Genomic DNA, 14,688 nt, shown 5'->3' with positions numbered 1-14,688 from the left:
TCCTGATGAATGAGCTCGAACAAGTGGCCAGAGTGCCCGTGTTCATCTATTCGCCCGACGGTCTTCTCGAGCAAAAAGACCAATGGGTCATCGAGGAAACCCCCGTCACGCTTTACATCAACGGCCAAGAAATGGTGACGCTTCTGTGTGCCGGGCATCACCTGGAGGAATTGGCCGTGGGATTCGCGTATGCTGAGGGTTTCCTGGACAGCAGAGAGGAACTGCATGCGCTTCGCATCGAGCACGAACATGGTCGAATCTTTCTCGAAGTCCAAGGGAAAGATCCTTTGGCCTTTGGTCTTTGGAACAAGCGCACCATCACCTCCGGGTGCGGCAAGGGGACGGTTTTCTACCATGCCCTGGACGCCTTGCTGGCCCAGCCCATGGGAGCCGGACCAATCTTTTCGGCGCGCACGATTTGGGAACGCATGGAAGACCTTCATGGGTTGAGCCAGACGTACAAAAGAACCCACGGCGTGCACAACTGTGCCTTGGCCGATTCCAAGGGCATCGTGGTGTTCCGGGACGACATCGGCCGCCACAATGCCGTCGATATGCTCGTCGGGCACACTTTCTTGAACGAACTCCCTCTAGACGATAAGATGCTTGTCACCACAGGGCGGCTCACCTCAGAGATAGTTATTAAGGCCGCTAAGGTCGGTCTTTCATGCCTTGTGAGCCGCAATACGGCGACCACCTTGGCCATTCGACTGGCACACGATTTGAATATGACCCTGATCGGGTACGCCAGAGCCGGTAAATTCACTGTGTACACGGGGGAACAGCGCATCGTATGAGCATCGATACGGCGCGAAGTGGTAGGAATGCCGAAATTTATCTGGATCATGCCGCCACGAGCTTTCCGAAGCCGAAAAACGTCGTGGAGGAAGTGAGGCGGGCCGTTGTGGAGCTGGCTTCTCCGGGGCGCGGTCAATCTCGAAGAGCGGCTCGGGCCGAGGCGATGGTGCAGAAGGCGCGAGAGACCGCGGCGCGTTTTTTCGCCGTTGTCGAACCTTCACGCTTTGTTTTTACCAAAAGCGCTACAGAAAGCCTCAATGTGGCCATTAAGGGATTTCTCAAAACAGGCCACCGCGTCCTCACATCCTCCATGGAACACAACGCTGTCGCCCGTCCCCTGACCCGCTTGGCTCGTGAAAGGGCGCTGGAAATCGTTCGAGTCCCGTGCTTCGCCGATGGATCTTTGGATTTGGAAGCCCTGCAACGTGCCTTGAATCCACCACCAGCGCTGGCTGTCTTTGTCCATGCATCGAACGTGAACGGAGCCTTGGTCGCCACCCCAAAGGTCCTTTCCATGTGTCGTGAAGCCGGAGTTCCCGTCCTGCTCGATGCCGCCCAAACCGCGGGGCTTCTTCCCATCTCCGTGCTGGACTATGACCTGGGCATGCTTGCCTGCTCGGGTCACAAGGGACTCTTGGGACCTTCCGGCATCGGCATTCTTTACATTCGAAGCGATCTGCAGGTGGAGCCTCTCATCGAAGGTGGCACCGGAAGCCATTCCGAGCAGTCGGTTCAGCCTCGCGAGATGCCCGAGGCTATGGAAAGCGGAACGCCCAATATGCCCGGCATCGCCGGTCTGCGGGCAGGCATGGAATGCGTGTCGGCCATGGGGCTTCAGACCCTGCAACAGCATGAACTGGGATTGGCCGATGAAGTGGCCCGACGACTGGAAGGGATCAAAGGGGTTCAAGTGCACAGGCCTTCGGTTCGAGGCGGCAACGCTGTTTCTTTCACCGTGAATGGAATGGCTCCGCACGATGCCGCCATGATTCTGGCTGAAGCCGGCATCGGGGTTCGAGCTGGTTTGCACTGTGCTCCATGGGCCCATCAAACCCTGGGCACCTACCCCATGGGGACCGTGCGCGTCTCTCCGGGCTGGTGCACGACGCGTGAGGACGTGGATATTTTCGTTCAAACCCTCGAGGCCATGCTGATGCGTCGACGCCGCAGGCATGCAGAAAGGGCCAAGACGGCATGATACGAAAGGCACGCATCCGCGATGCCAGGGATCTGCATAAAATCTTGAACGCCTTTGCGGCGGAAGGCAAACTACTGCCTCGGTCTCTGAGCGATCTTTACACACACATTCGTGAATTCGTGGTTTGGGAATCCCGGGAAACCGGCGAGATTCTCGGCTGCAGCAGCCTGCATATCGTCTGGGAAGATTTGGCGGAAGTGCGTTCTCTGGCCGTCTTGCCCCAATGCCAAGGACAAGGCATCGGAACCTCCTTGGTCCACGCCTGTCTTCAGGAGGCCAGAGAACTGGGCATTCGGCGCGTTTTCGCTCTCACATATGAGATAAAATTCTTTGAGAAATTGGGTTTTCGTCGGACAGACAAGCAGGTGTTTCCGCAAAAAATTTGGGCGGATTGCCTCCAATGCACCAAATTTCCGGACTGTGACGAAACAGCCATGGTTCTAGAGCTGGAAGAAGGAACCACAGACCCATGAGCTCCTTTGTCGGATCCCGTGCATGCCCAGCGACGTTGCTGATTGGAATTCTGGTCGCGGCGGCCCTGTGGGGTTGCGCATCCCACCAACCCCTTGCCCCCTCCAAGCCCAGCCCGACGCCCACACCGCCATCGCCCACATCTTCCTCCACCCCCACCCCCCCTTTAGGGGTCTCAGGACCGCAGCGCATTCAGGTGATCCAAGAACCCCTGGCCTCCCAAAATAAACCGCGAACCGTGATCCACGAAGTCGCTCCTATGGAAACCGTGTGGCGTCTGTCCAAGATGTACGGTGTTTCCATGGAATCCATTTACCGAGCCAACCGCTTAAAGCCCGGCGCACCCATTGTCATCGGACAAAAGCTGATCATTCCCAACGCCACCCAATTTCAAAACATTATTCCGCTTTATCCCAACGGATGCTGGCGCTACATCGTGGTGCACCACACGGCCACAGACATCGGCAAAGCCACCCTTATTCATTCCAGTCACCAGAACCGCGGCTTTTGGAACGGACTCGGTTACCATTTCCTGATCGACAACGGCACCTTGGGAAAAGGAGACGGCCAGATTGAAGTGTCTCCACGCTGGATCAAGCAGCAGAAAGGCGCCCACTGCGTGGCCGGCGGCATGAATGATGTGGGCATCGGGGTAGCCCTCGTGGGCAACTTCAACGAAGGACTGCCAACCCCAAAACAAATGCAGTCCCTCGCCCGCCTGATTCGTGAACTGACCCACTATTACAGGATTCCCCCGAAAAACATTCTGGGCCATGGTGACGTGCCCGGTGCCAACACGGATTGTCCGGGAAAGCGCTTTCCCTGGGGGGAACTCCAGCGGCTTTTGTCCTCCGGCTAGCACAAGGCCCTAAAGGCCAGCCGAGGGAATCCATCCCTGCGCGGGTCTCCGTTCCAAAATAAGGACCGGGTCCTCGCGATCCGCGCATGGGTAGAGGCCTATGGGCCGCCCTTCCGAAGGTATGAAAAATGGGCATGATTCCAGGATGCGGCCGTCGCCGCCACTTCTTCTATGGGCCAGAGCCCCGAAGTCCCAGGGAAAAATTGTAGCAACAGCGTTGTCAGGTGCCCTATGGGAGATGTTTCCGATAAACGTGCAGATAAGATTGCGTTGTGGTAATTATTGGCGTAGTAGAAAACCACATCAAAGACCGTGAACCTCGTTCCGAAGCGGGTGTAAGTTTCCTCGTCGCAGAAATCGCCCCACAGAACCATGGGAAGATGGGCGGCGTCTTGATAGAAACGACGAAAGAAGTTGATGTTCGTCAGCGACCTTTGCCACAAGGTTTCATCGTATTCCACGCCATAAGACATCAAACCCAAGACAAACGAAGTCAGCACCACTACTCGGCCGTCTCCGCTCCCCGCATCCAAAAAGGTAGCGTCGCGGCCGATGAACCCTTCATCCATGAGCTGCATCAACCCTCGATAGACACGGCTCAGGGAGGAAGGCACGAATTCACCGACGCCGGTGACGACGTACACTCCGTCTCCCATGTCTTGCTGGGCGAAATAGTCTTCTATGATGCATCCTCGAATTGCCTGCGGCTTATGGACGCGGCACATACCGACGCCATGCTTCGGGGTCTTTCGTGGGTTCCAATGCGCGCCGTGATGTAGATGTTCGTCGTTCCCGGCGCTGAGCCTCTTCCCTTTGGGCCTCATAGCATTGATTCTCCCGTACCACATGGGTCTGCAGTGTCAGTTTGATCGCATTGCCTTGTGTGTGCTCTTCATCGTCGCCCTCGTAATGACTGAGAATCATGGTGATTCTTTCGCCCTTGGTCATCTCAAAGCTCCAGCGCCAGGCCACGTAGGCTTGAAAGGGATCCCCCACATACTGAGCCGGCGCGCCATACTCCTTTTTGATGGTATCCAGTAACCTGTCGAAAAAATCCCGACTGTCGTCCTCATACTTGACCTTGATGCGCACAATGGTTCCCGGTGCATCGCACGTTCCATAAATCACATAGCCGCTCGCAAAGCCTTCGGGTACCGACACGGAAGCTTCTCGAAGGTAAGGACGCAAACGCACGGCGTAGCCGCCATCCGGCGCGATGCGGCTTCCATAATCGCGGATATGGGTCCCCAGGCGGTATCCAGCAATTTCGCGAGGTGGCGACGGCTGGGCCATTAGGGTTCCCCCCAAAGCGAAAACCCATAGAAACAAGCCAACGCAGTTCATCACGAATCTCATAGCAGTCTTTCCTCTCATCTTCGGCAGAAGTCCTTAAAGCCTGCGGAAATAAAAAGGCGCCGTGAGCTCCCCTCGCAACAAGGCGCACCTGTCTGCCGCCAACGTAAAAGTTCCCGCTCACAGCCATGGGAGCCGCTGAGCCTGTGTCAAAACCGGTCGTCGCCGATCCGCGCCACCTTGGATGCCAAAAAGCCAATCCCTCTTTGGAGGAACGGCGCAAAATTCCTTAAGGGCCTGTTGTATCTCCGTGGACGTGGCCCTTTCAGCATTGATCATGCGATGGAGTATCTGAAATCTTTCCAACTTCTGGGCCAGGTGAATGTGGTCTTGAATCTCCTTTTCGGAAAAGGCTCGAGCCGCAAGAATGCCCGTGAAGGCTGCGGACACTTGTTGGCGATGCTCCGGCTCATCGGGAAGGCCGAGAACCTGCAGGGCTTTCTGGACCGCGCTTTCCAGCCAAGACGACGTCACAAGACCTCGTTCCACCAAGGTGCGGATCAGAAGCCCTCGAGTGGCCTCGGCCAAGTGAGCATGAGCAAGGATGTGCTGCTGCACACGAGCGATGTGCATCCATTGAATCAGCTGTTCGGTACTGACATCCACCATTAGCGCCGTCTTTTTCGTTCCTCGATTCAAACCCACCCGCGCAGCTTGCAGGCTTCCGCCACGCGCGCCACGCTGACCAGGTAGGCGCCTTCTCGCAGGCCCACCCTGTGTTGCTCCGCCATGCTGTACACATCGTGAAAAGCGCGGCACATCTTGTCGCTCAGGCGTGCATGAACGTCTTTGAGTTCCCCATAGAAGTTGTACGTGTTTTGCGCTTGTTCAAATTAAGACACCGTGACGCCGCCGGCATTGGCGAGAAAATCGGGCAACACCACAATGCCTTTGTCATACAAAATGGCGTCGGCCTCCGGGGTCGTGGGCCCATTGGCCAACTCACAAATGATTCGGGCATGAATGCGAGCCGCGTTCTGTTGGCTGATCACCTTTTCCAAGGCTGCCGGGAAAAGAACGGTAACGTTCAATTCCATAAGCTCGGCATTGCTGAGGGATTCCGTCTCTGGAAAGCCCACAACAGTGCCCGCCTCTTTCTTGAAACGGATCAGGGCCGAGGGATCGATCCCTCGAGGATTGTAAACGCCGCCTTTGGAATCCGAACCCGCCATCCAAGCCAATTCCATAAGCCTTGGCCGCCTCACGCGTCACAGAAATGCCCCCTCGCGCCGTGGCGTCATGGCGTCCCAAGGAGCCTCCCAATGGCACGGGCTTCCCTGTGATAACACCCGGTTGATGGTGGCCGACAATGGTTTCGTATTCGTCCATCATCCATGCCATCATTTGGGGCGTGGTGTAGACATCGGGAGCCGGCACATCCTTTGTGACAGCCAGGATCCCTGCAATGGCTCGCATGTACGCTCGAGCCAACCGCTCCTTTTCCGCCTCCGAAAGTTCCTTGGGATTGCACACAATCCCCCCTTTCCCCCTTCCAAGGGGAATATCCACCACAGCGGTCTTCCACGTCATCCACGCCGCCAAGGCTCGCAAAGTGTCCAACGTCTCATCCGGATGCCAGCGCACCCCCTTTGGCTGGACCTCGGGCTCTATTGTAGTGCACGCGGTACCCTCAAAACACCTTGGTGGACCCGTCTTCCATGCGCACCGGCACCACGAAAGCATACTCCCTCATGGGCCAGCGCAACAGTGAGTGCGTCGTCTCGTCCAGGCCAAGAGTGACGGCCGCCCTGTCCAATTGCTTTTGAGCTATGGCAAACGGGTTGATCTGTTCCCTCATCTTTTCGCCTCCCTGATCTCGCCAGGCCCTCCCAATTCACAAAGCCCGCCGCTTCCATAGCCACACGCTCGCGCGTACTCTCCTGTTGACAACTCCTCTTATATAGTGCAAAAGGCCGTCTGCAATCATTAGTTTCAAGCAGCCCCCTGCGCACAACGGCGTGCGGTCTTCAGGGAGCGATGTGATGGAGAAGAGCGTCCGATCTTCTTCACGTGTGAAGAAGGGGGCGCCTTTATGTTTTACAAAAATTTCCATTCGCGAGAAGGACTACAGCAATGTCTTTCAGCAAACCGAACCGAAGTGCAGCCACTTTGACGACCACGCGTGTGGAAGCCGCTCCCAGTTCGGGCATCTGTGTCACGTGCCTGGATGGCTGTGAGGGGCCCTGTGAGATTGGCCGTTCCGCCCTTAAGGGCCGAGAAATGATTTACCCCCAGCCCTTTGGAAAAATCACAGCGGGTGCCAATAAAGATTATCCTGTGGACTTTTCCCACTTCAACATTCAAGGAACCTGTGTGGGTGCCGTGGGAGTGGCGGCCGATCCTGATCTCGCTACTTTTCCAGCAGTGGATTGCGCAACAGCGCTAGGTGCCGATGGCTCTATTCACTTGGACTTTCCCGTTTTCACTGGAGCCGTGGGTTCGACGGAGATTGCACGCATCAACTGGGAAGATGTCGCTGTGGGCGCCGCCATTTCGGGTATCTTGGTGGTGGCGGGAGAAAACATTTGTGGCTTGGACCCTCAAGCAGAGATCAAGAACGGCCGGGTCGTGAAATCTCCGGAAATGGAACGGCGCGTGTCCGCATTCAAACGCTGGTATAACGGCAAGGGCGGCATTATTGTCCAAGCCAACGTGGAAGACAGCAAGTTGGGCGTCCCCGAATATGTTATAGAAAAGCTTGGTGTGGAAATTTTTGAACTCAAGTGGGGCCAAGGCGCCAAAGACATCGGCGGCGAGGTCAAGCTGCCCACCTTAGAAAGAGCCTTGCAGCTTAAAGAACGCGGTTACATCGTGTTGCCCGATCCCACCAGGCCAGCAGTCCAAAAGGCCTTTCAAGCCGGCGGTATCAGGGAGTTTGAACGTCATTCCCGGCTTGGCATGGTGGACGAAGATGGCTTTTATAAGGAAGTCGAAAGGCTGCGCAAGATCGGGGCCAAATACGTGACCTTGAAGACCGGTGCGTACCGACCGGCGGATTTGGCTCGCGCCATTAAATATTCCTCGCAAGCTAAGATCGATCTCCTGACCATCGACGGCGCCGGCGGCGGCACGGGCATGAGCCCTTGGCGGATGATGAACGAATGGGGCATACCCACTGTTTACCTGGAATGCATGACCTATGCCATGTGTGAAAAACTCCGAGCCAAGGGGGCTTACATTCCCCCCATCGCCATTGCTGGAGGGTTGAGCCTGGAAGATCACCTTTTCAAGGCTATCGCGTTGGGAGCGCCGCATGTGAAAGCCATTTGCCTCGGACGGGCCATTCTTACCGCCGCCATGGTGGGCAAGACGCACGGCAAGCTCATGGCTGAAAAAATGGCTCAGAAGGGACGTTCCCTGGAAGATGGTTATTTGTCGCTGTTTGCTGTCGGCGGGTTGCTCAAGGAACGCTTCGGGAATGACTTTGTAAAGCTTCCGGCGGGGGCCATCGGCATATATTCCTACATTGACCGACTCCGCCAAGGCCTGCAGCAGCTCATGGCTGGAGCACGCAAATTTGCGCTCAAGTACATTGACCGTAACGACCTCGTTGCCCTGACCCGAGAAGCTGCCGACATTTCCGGAATCCCCTACGTAATGGACAGCGATGCCGAAGAGATTGAAAAAATTCTCGGTTAAGGACTGAAGAGGCGGCTTTACCGGCACCTAAAGACGTGGGGGGGGCCTGGTGCCTCCCTGAAAAGCCTGGACCAGGAAGGAGTCTACCATGTCCAAGAACGTCTGCGTCCATCTATGCAAGTCGTGTTATGCCAGCCATGTGTGCCCGGTGCATGCCATCACCGAACTCCCAGAAATGGTTCTCATCGAAACGGAAAAATGTACCGGTTGCGGATCCTGCAAAACGGCCTGTGTCGCTTTTGGCTTCAAGGCTCTCCAAAACAAGTCCGCAGCCTCTTTCATGAAAGACGCGTAATCACCTACACCGTTGATGAAAAACCGCCGGGGCCACGTCCTTTGGCCCCTGTGGAACTATCCAATTTTGCACAGGTAAAAATATTCAAATAAGCTTCTACTCTGTCCGTTAGCCGGTTTCTCGGGCAGTAACCGACAACACTCGAGCGGCTTCTGGATTCATATCGCGCTACTGCGAGGGAATGGCCGCAACCAGAGTCATCGCATTACTCTTTTGTGCCGAAAGGGTTCTGTTCTTCGGACGCGCCGTCCCCGTCCCCGAAACCACGTAGCCCGCCTCCCGGCCCTTGCGCTCGAAAAATGTAGAATATGAAGTCTCCAAGAGTCATTTCGATCTGCGGCACGATCTTAGGCTCCAAAATTTCAGGGATCCAAAACTCATATGTGCCAAATGGAAACCGCCGGGCTGCTGCTGACCACAGTGGGGCGCGCTACCCAAAAAAGATGTTCGCTAAGATCCGTCAACCTACCGTGCATGCCGCGTTCATGCCTAACGAAAACAAAAATCCAAATCTCCCATGGGGGCTGTGCGCCGCCCGAAGCCCCAGCCCGGCCCCGGAAACAGTCTCCTCAAAAGCTTTTGCCCTGAAGTTCTGTCTGTGTTATTTTTCATCTAAATTCGGTATGGTTCGCTCACACCAAAGACAGCCTGACACGATTACGACCAAAAGGGCACAAACATGACCGCAGATCCGTCAAACGATAAGGACGAGGTCGGCACCTGGGCGTCCCTCTGTCACTTCAGCGCATTCCTTGGGGCGATTTGGTGGATCCCCACCAGCATTCTGTGGGTTCCTGTGGGCCATCTTCTGTGCCCCCTGATCGTCTGGTTCGTCAAGCGTAAAAAATCGCCGAAAATCGACTGGGCCGGAAGGGAATCCCTAAACTTTCAAATCAATATGTCCGCATATGGCGCCCTTGGGGCTGTACTGCTTCCCGGCATCGCGGCAACGCTTTGGCTCTGGGCCGTGGCCCTCACGGACCTCTACTGGATTGCTCGAGCTGGCGTTGCCGCCAGTGAAGGACGATTTTTTTCGTATCCTTTGGTGGCCTGGAGACTGTTGCGTGAGACCAAGGCCATTCGAACCATGCGAGAAAATGAATCCTGGTGAAACACTCCCAAGGAGAACCCATGGACGGAGCGCCCGAAAAACTCCTGCCCATTCTGAGAGAAGGAGTGGATGTGATCAAGATGGTGCTTTTCAAGCACCTGAAAGAATATGTTCGTCGAAGCCGCCCCCTGATGCCGCCCGATGAGGGCTTGCGCCTTACGGGCGCTGCGGTCAACGAGCTTTTCGGACACGTGCCTGCCGAAGAACCCCACCTGTCCTTTGCGCTGCGCCACGCCGACCACATTCAAGGACTTCTTCGCGAAATCCCAAAGAATCTAGCCCCGTTAAGGGCTCCCATCACGGATGCCCTTCGCATGCAATGTCTATGTGACCGCCTTGAAGGGAAAGACTCCACAAGCATTCTCAAGCAGGCTCAAATGCTGGACATTCTCGTCCTAGAACGAGAGGTGCCTTTGCCCGCATCTTTTATGAGCCTGGTGCGCAGCTGGGGTGTTGCCAGCGGCATCCTCAGCGCATCCACGCCATCCGGCTCGCAGAATATTCAAAACTCATAGGACCAAAACGGCAGAATAGCCTTCTCTTCAAGATGTTGTTCCACTACGGTCGGAATGTCGTGGGCCACGAACACGTGCACAACCTCTTTCCAACCTTCTTGGGCGGCCAGCCCATGAGCGATCTTCAGGTATCGATCCATTTCTTTGCGCGACGGACATACTTTACTCTTACCCATAATCACCACGTCTCGCCCATTGCGCCGACCGCGTCCCCAAATCTTGACCTGCCGGTCTTCCACATCCCGGCGCAAAAGCCTTCCTTGCACCTCTATCCCATACCAGTCCTGAAGGAGTCCCGGCAAAGCCTTGAAACCAGCATTCTTCAAACTATAACCCACGGAATTGGAAATGTCCTCCAAACGCTCTTTGATCATGTCCACACGCCGCGCCGACTTCAGCAGAGCCTTTTCCGTGGGCTTCTGCGCCTGCACCAACTCTTCGACGCGCTCTTCCGTGCGCCTCTGAGCCGCTGCCAGCTCTTGGACGCGCTCCTCTGTGCGTTTTTGGGCTAGGGCCATGCTCTCCAGGCCTTTCTCGGTTCCCCTGACGGCTTCCGCCAGCTCTGCAATCCTCTTTTCCGTCTGCTCCTGAGCTTTCGCCAGACTGTCCATATAGGTGATAAGTTGTTGAGAGTCCGATCTTCTCGCCACACCCTGTAAGGGTTCGATTTAGTGCATCACCTCCTACAATACGGCCTGGAGCTTCGCGGCATTCAGCGATTCGCTCTGCATTTTCCGGATGATTTCAATCCCTCCCATTTCTTGTGCCCCTCCGGTGGTCGCTTTCTGTGCAGTTTAAAACCCATCCAGAACGCGTATAAAAGCTTCAAGCAGTTGACAGTCGGACCCAAAGCTTCTACGCTGGCGGCGCTATGCTGTCAGGAAGCGCCGAGATCCTGTCTGAGGAAGGTGTTTTTGCAGCCATTGGGGTCTGGGCTGGTGTCCTAAGGCACGATCAGGAGTCGTGACTTGGAAGGCTCCTGAATATTCCGTGTCGTGCAGGCTTTTAGCCGGGTTGTGAAACTACGGAGTCATCCTTTTCTATGAGCGAGGCAGGGCGATGCACCACGTATGGAAAGAGCACAGACGCAAGAAAAATCAGTCCCCACAAAGAAGCTCTCGTGGCTTTACACTCATTGAATTGCTCATCGTCATGGTCATCTTGGGACTTTTGGCCGCTCTGGTGGCTCCCAAGATGTTTCAAAAGGTTGGCGCGTCCAAGCTTAAAACCGCCAAAGCGCAGATCGCTCTTTTGGGCACGGCCCTGGATGCCTATCGTTTAGACGTGGGTCGATACCCCACCACCGAACAGGGCCTTCAAGCCTTGCGGGTCAATCCCGGTGTCGACACATGGGACGGGCCCTATCTGCCAAAAGACGTTCCCAAGGATCCCTGGGGTCGTGACTATATTTACCGATCTCCTGGCCAACACGGAGACTATGACCTGTATTCCTTGGGCGCGGACGGGCAGGAGGGTGGCGAAGGGGAAAACGCCGATGTGGTGAGTTGGCAGTGAAACCCCTGCGCCTGCAGCCCAGAGGTTTCTGCGTTCGCAGGCGCAGGGTTTGCGTCCGCGGCCTTGTCGTCTTCAAGCATACCGATAGGTCTCTTCCGTTTCCGACTCCCAACCATTCCACATATACGCGGTTTCACGCCCTTGTGCCACCACGCGAAAGGCGTAGCGCACCTGTTCCTCGTAAAACCTACAATAAGGACTGGGCGCTTCCAGACGGCCACTGACCGCCTGCACCTCCGCAGGACAAGGTGCCCCGCAAAAGTGCCTTACGGCACATTGCCGACAAGGCTCGATACTTTCCACCATTCGGCGTGTCACGGCTTGAAAGGGATGGCTTTCCAAAACACCCGCAATGTCGTCCCGAAACAGGTTGCCGCCCCGGTATTCGGGAAACCCGATGAATTCACTGCACGGAAACAAATCCCCTTGGGCGGACACGGCAAAGAAACACCTGCCGCCCCCACACGGGGAGATGTCGCACATGAGCCGCCGGCCCGTTGGACCAACCACACCAGCCAGAACGTTGGCAAAATTGGCAACGACGAGCTTTCTTGCGGTCTTTTCAAACAAGGCGTAGGTTCTATCCAAGGCCGCACAGAACGCTTCGGCGAGAACGGCATCATCGGGCTTGAGATCCATGCCGCCTTTGCGGGTGCAACGGACGGGATTGAACATCACCACACCGACGCCGGCGTCGTGATAAAAATCCACCAACTCCGGTAGGAGCGCCACATTTTCTCGAGTCACCGTCGTGATCACGTTAAAGGCCGGATAGAAAGCCAGCCGCTCCATCACGCGACGCACTCGAATAAACGCCCCCTGTCCATGCCAATTCTTTCGAACCTTGTCTGCCACGCCGGCTTCATGGGCGTCCAGAGAGATGCCGATGCCGACCCCTCGCGAGGTGAGAAAATCAATCGCCTCGTCATCCAAAAGGGTCGCATTGGTCTGAATCCCAAACAGGAATTTCCCTCGAAAGCGGTCAATGGCCGAAAAGACCGCTTCCCGAGCCAGCATGGGCTCTGAACCGTGAAAGATGAGCTGCGGTGTCGCTTCAGGCTCCAGTGTTCGCTCGAAATATGCTGCCAGACGCTCCAGGGCTTTCACCACCTCTTCCGGCGTCATGGTTGTGCCGTTTCGTCGCATGTCTTCCGGAAGATAACAGTACGTGCAGTTGAAGTTGCAGCGTTCCGTCGGGTTGAAATAAACGGCGGAAGGCTTCAACCCGAAACGCAGACGCTGCATCTCGGCCTCAAACGCCTCGCCTTGTGCCAGAAAGTCCTGGAGCAGACGTCCGGACAAGGCATCCGGCAACGAGGCCGTGTCCACAACGGCCCAATAGGCACTGTCCGGCTCAACGACCGCGACGCGATTGGGCAGACCAATGTCCAGCACAGCAAAAGAAGGCCCAAAGCCGCTGTTGGCATAACGGGGACGGCCAGTGAGGAAAATTTCCTGGTTCATCTATTTGTCCTGTTTTTCCTTGGTGCTGGGGGTCAGCATAATGTAATGGGACAACCCAGTGGTGTCGCCCAGCTTTCGACATCGACGGCGGTACGCAATGATGCGCTTCACCTTTTGCATCGTCCTCCTCCTCAGTTTTTGTCATGGCAAGATCGTATTTCGGCCGCGGACCAAAGAAAAAGCCCGGAGCCATCCGCTGACGCAGATGCCCTCCGGGCTTCCTTTGCCATCGGTTGCCCGGCTTCACGTCTTCCAGCAGGTCTTCTGGCTTTCGGATCTTCTGAAGGGCCGCAGCCTTCCCCTCGGGGTGCTCCCCGAAAGTGACCGGTTTGAACGCTCGAACCTTCGCGCCCCTTCATCCCCGATTACAGCGGCGGGACCGCCACGGATTTTCACCGTGTTCCGGGATGCTGGAAAACCGACGCCTTATTCACGGCCCTTCTGCCACGAAGCCCTGGCCTTGTCAAGATCCAAACCATAGGGGCCTTTCCTGCAAAGCTCATAAACTTTGCCCATACAAGTGACCGCAGCCCCAGGGCAGCGACGATTTCGCCGCCCAAAACAAACAAGCGGGGCATGGCCCCGCTTGGTGCAGTGAACCCGTGACAGAAGGCTCACTGTCTACTACCGTTTCAGTGTTTGACTTCGATCCTCTTTGGCCGCGAAGCTTCGGCTTTAGGAATCTCGATACGCAGAACACCGTCTTTGTAAACCGCTTCGATGCCTTCCGACTTTACTTCCGCCGGCAGACTCAAAGATCGAGCAAAAGAGCCGTAGCGGCGTTCTACTCGGTGAAAGGATTCTCCCTTTTCTTCCTTTTCCTGGCGCTTTTCCCCTTTGACAGTCAACACGTTGTCTGTGATGCTGATGTCCAAATCCTTCACATCCACGCCGGGGAGATCGGCGCGCACCACAATCTTTTCTTCGGTTTCGGAAATGTCAAAGGCTGGCATCAGCATTTTTTCGTCGCCCCACACGGCGGGAAAGGCTTCCTCAAAGAACCGATCCATCCAGTCGAAGGCCCTCGGCCATGCCAGGAGCGACTCCTCTCGAGAACGAGGAACCAATCCGAACATGATCCATACCTCCTTCGGTATTATTTTTGAGTAGCTTAAGGTGCGACTTTCGCTACAAAAGTAATCTTCATCGGGCTTGTGTCAAGTCCCCTGCCTAGCCACAGCCGTGTCCTGAAGCTCAGGGGCTGCCTCCATCATCCCTCGAGGTCTCTTTCTCCCGCTTCTTCGAGCAGTCTTTTGAAACGAGCGGAATCCCGCACGCGGCGAAAAGAAGCCGCTTCCGCCTCTTCCACGGTCAAATGGATTTCCCCGCACTCCGGACACGTCACGTTGAGCTGATCTCCGATGGTGCGTTCCCGTATTTCATCCACCGTCATATGGGCGAGAAGCCCGCATTTGGTATCCACCCGTCGCGCACGCACACGAAAGGGAAAGGTTCTTTCCTCTGCCATGG

The 14,688-nt window shown here is 56.0% G+C and carries 16 protein-coding genes, 1 pseudogene and 1 riboswitch; of the genes and pseudogenes, 9 read left to right on the top strand and 8 right to left on the bottom strand.

Annotated features, from left to right (window positions below; genetic code table 11):
• Positions 1-5 precede the first annotated feature (5 nt).
• The 4 genes from fdhD to ACUVSA_RS07395 are packed head-to-tail and all read left to right on the top strand — an operon-like array spanning position 6 to position 3,326.
• The gene (fdhD, locus tag ACUVSA_RS07410; RefSeq protein WP_445894330.1) at positions 6-797 is read left to right on the top strand and encodes a formate dehydrogenase accessory sulfurtransferase FdhD; all 792 of its coding nucleotides are present in this window, start codon (positions 6-8) and stop codon (positions 795-797) included.
• Positions 794-1,996, top strand: coding sequence for an aminotransferase class V-fold PLP-dependent enzyme (locus ACUVSA_RS07405; protein WP_445894329.1), 1,203 nt, complete (start codon positions 794-796; stop codon positions 1,994-1,996). Before fdhD ends, ACUVSA_RS07405 begins: the two co-directional genes overlap by 4 nt.
• Positions 1,993-2,469 carry an N-acetyltransferase gene (locus ACUVSA_RS07400; protein WP_445894328.1) on the top strand — a complete coding sequence of 159 codons (477 nt, stop codon included), beginning with the start codon at positions 1,993-1,995 and terminating at the stop codon, positions 2,467-2,469. Before ACUVSA_RS07405 ends, ACUVSA_RS07400 begins: the two co-directional genes overlap by 4 nt.
• On the top strand, positions 2,466-3,326 hold the full coding sequence (locus tag ACUVSA_RS07395) for an N-acetylmuramoyl-L-alanine amidase (protein WP_445894327.1): 861 nt from the start codon (positions 2,466-2,468) through the stop codon (positions 3,324-3,326). Before ACUVSA_RS07400 ends, ACUVSA_RS07395 begins: the two co-directional genes overlap by 4 nt.
• A gap of 98 nt (positions 3,327-3,424) precedes the next feature.
• Here ACUVSA_RS07395 and ACUVSA_RS07390 read toward each other — a convergent pair whose 3' ends face one another.
• The 4 genes and pseudogenes from ACUVSA_RS07390 to ACUVSA_RS07375 all read right to left on the bottom strand — a co-directional run bounded on the left by ACUVSA_RS07390 (position 3,425) and on the right by ACUVSA_RS07375 (position 6,477).
• On the bottom strand, positions 3,425-3,982 hold the full coding sequence (locus ACUVSA_RS07390; RefSeq protein ID WP_445894326.1) for a hypothetical protein: 558 nt from the start codon (positions 3,980-3,982) through the stop codon (positions 3,425-3,427).
• A gap of 52 nt (positions 3,983-4,034) precedes the next feature.
• Positions 4,035-4,682 (bottom strand): hypothetical protein, encoded by a 648-nt coding sequence (locus ACUVSA_RS07385; RefSeq protein WP_445892423.1) that lies wholly within the window; start codon positions 4,680-4,682, stop codon positions 4,035-4,037.
• Positions 4,683-4,799: 117 nt separating this feature from the next.
• A complete protein-coding gene (locus ACUVSA_RS07380; RefSeq protein WP_445894325.1) occupies positions 4,800-5,288 on the bottom strand; it encodes a hypothetical protein in 489 nt (162 codons plus the stop codon).
• A gap of 26 nt (positions 5,289-5,314) precedes the next feature.
• Positions 5,315-6,477: pseudogene (locus ACUVSA_RS07375) on the bottom strand (Glu/Leu/Phe/Val family dehydrogenase).
• 275 nt (positions 6,478-6,752) lie between these two features.
• Between ACUVSA_RS07375 and ACUVSA_RS07370 the strand changes: the two are divergent.
• The 4 genes from ACUVSA_RS07370 to ACUVSA_RS07355 all read left to right on the top strand — a co-directional run bounded on the left by ACUVSA_RS07370 (position 6,753) and on the right by ACUVSA_RS07355 (position 10,239).
• Positions 6,753-8,318, top strand: a complete 1,566-nt coding sequence (locus ACUVSA_RS07370) for an FMN-binding glutamate synthase family protein (RefSeq protein ID WP_445894324.1) — start codon at positions 6,753-6,755, stop codon at positions 8,316-8,318.
• Between the two features lie 88 nt (positions 8,319-8,406).
• The gene (locus ACUVSA_RS07365; RefSeq protein ID WP_445894323.1) at positions 8,407-8,613 is read left to right on the top strand and encodes a hypothetical protein; all 207 of its coding nucleotides are present in this window, start codon (positions 8,407-8,409) and stop codon (positions 8,611-8,613) included.
• Between the two features lie 679 nt (positions 8,614-9,292).
• Positions 9,293-9,724 (top strand): DUF4870 domain-containing protein, encoded by a 432-nt coding sequence (locus ACUVSA_RS07360; protein ID WP_445892427.1) that lies wholly within the window; start codon positions 9,293-9,295, stop codon positions 9,722-9,724.
• Positions 9,725-9,744: 20 nt separating this feature from the next.
• Positions 9,745-10,239 (top strand): hypothetical protein, encoded by a 495-nt coding sequence (locus ACUVSA_RS07355; protein ID WP_445892428.1) that lies wholly within the window; start codon positions 9,745-9,747, stop codon positions 10,237-10,239.
• Here ACUVSA_RS07355 and ACUVSA_RS07350 read toward each other — a convergent pair.
• Entirely contained in the window at positions 10,227-10,850 is a 624-nt protein-coding gene (locus ACUVSA_RS07350) for a hypothetical protein (RefSeq protein WP_445894322.1), read from the bottom strand. The genes ACUVSA_RS07355 and ACUVSA_RS07350 overlap by 13 nt on opposite strands.
• A gap of 448 nt (positions 10,851-11,298) precedes the next feature.
• Here ACUVSA_RS07350 and gspG point away from each other — a divergent pair, with 448 nt between their 5' ends.
• Positions 11,299-11,754: a type II secretion system major pseudopilin GspG gene (gspG, locus tag ACUVSA_RS07345; RefSeq protein ID WP_445894321.1), complete on the top strand. Its 456-nt coding sequence runs from the start codon at positions 11,299-11,301 to the stop codon at positions 11,752-11,754.
• Between the two features lie 72 nt (positions 11,755-11,826).
• Here the strand turns inward: gspG and cbpB are convergent, their stop codons facing one another.
• From cbpB to ACUVSA_RS07330, 3 genes are all read right to left on the bottom strand, one after another.
• Positions 11,827-13,218 (bottom strand): peptide-modifying radical SAM enzyme CbpB, encoded by a 1,392-nt coding sequence (cbpB, locus tag ACUVSA_RS07340; RefSeq protein WP_445894320.1) that lies wholly within the window; start codon positions 13,216-13,218, stop codon positions 11,827-11,829.
• 237 nt (positions 13,219-13,455) lie between these two features.
• A riboswitch (cobalamin riboswitch) is annotated at positions 13,456-13,648 on the bottom strand.
• 202 nt (positions 13,649-13,850) lie between these two features.
• A complete protein-coding gene (locus ACUVSA_RS07335) occupies positions 13,851-14,294 on the bottom strand; it encodes an Hsp20/alpha crystallin family protein (protein ID WP_445894319.1) in 444 nt (147 codons plus the stop codon).
• Positions 14,295-14,428: 134 nt separating this feature from the next.
• Positions 14,429-14,686 carry a hypothetical protein gene (locus tag ACUVSA_RS07330; protein ID WP_445894318.1) on the bottom strand — a complete coding sequence of 86 codons (258 nt, stop codon included), beginning with the start codon at positions 14,684-14,686 and terminating at the stop codon, positions 14,429-14,431.
• Between the last annotated feature and the right edge of the window lie 2 nt (positions 14,687-14,688).

The organism is Desulfosoma sp. (genome assembly GCF_052743555.1).
The sequence above is the reverse complement of the archived record's forward strand: the minus strand, read 5'-3'. Positions and strand labels throughout refer to the sequence as shown.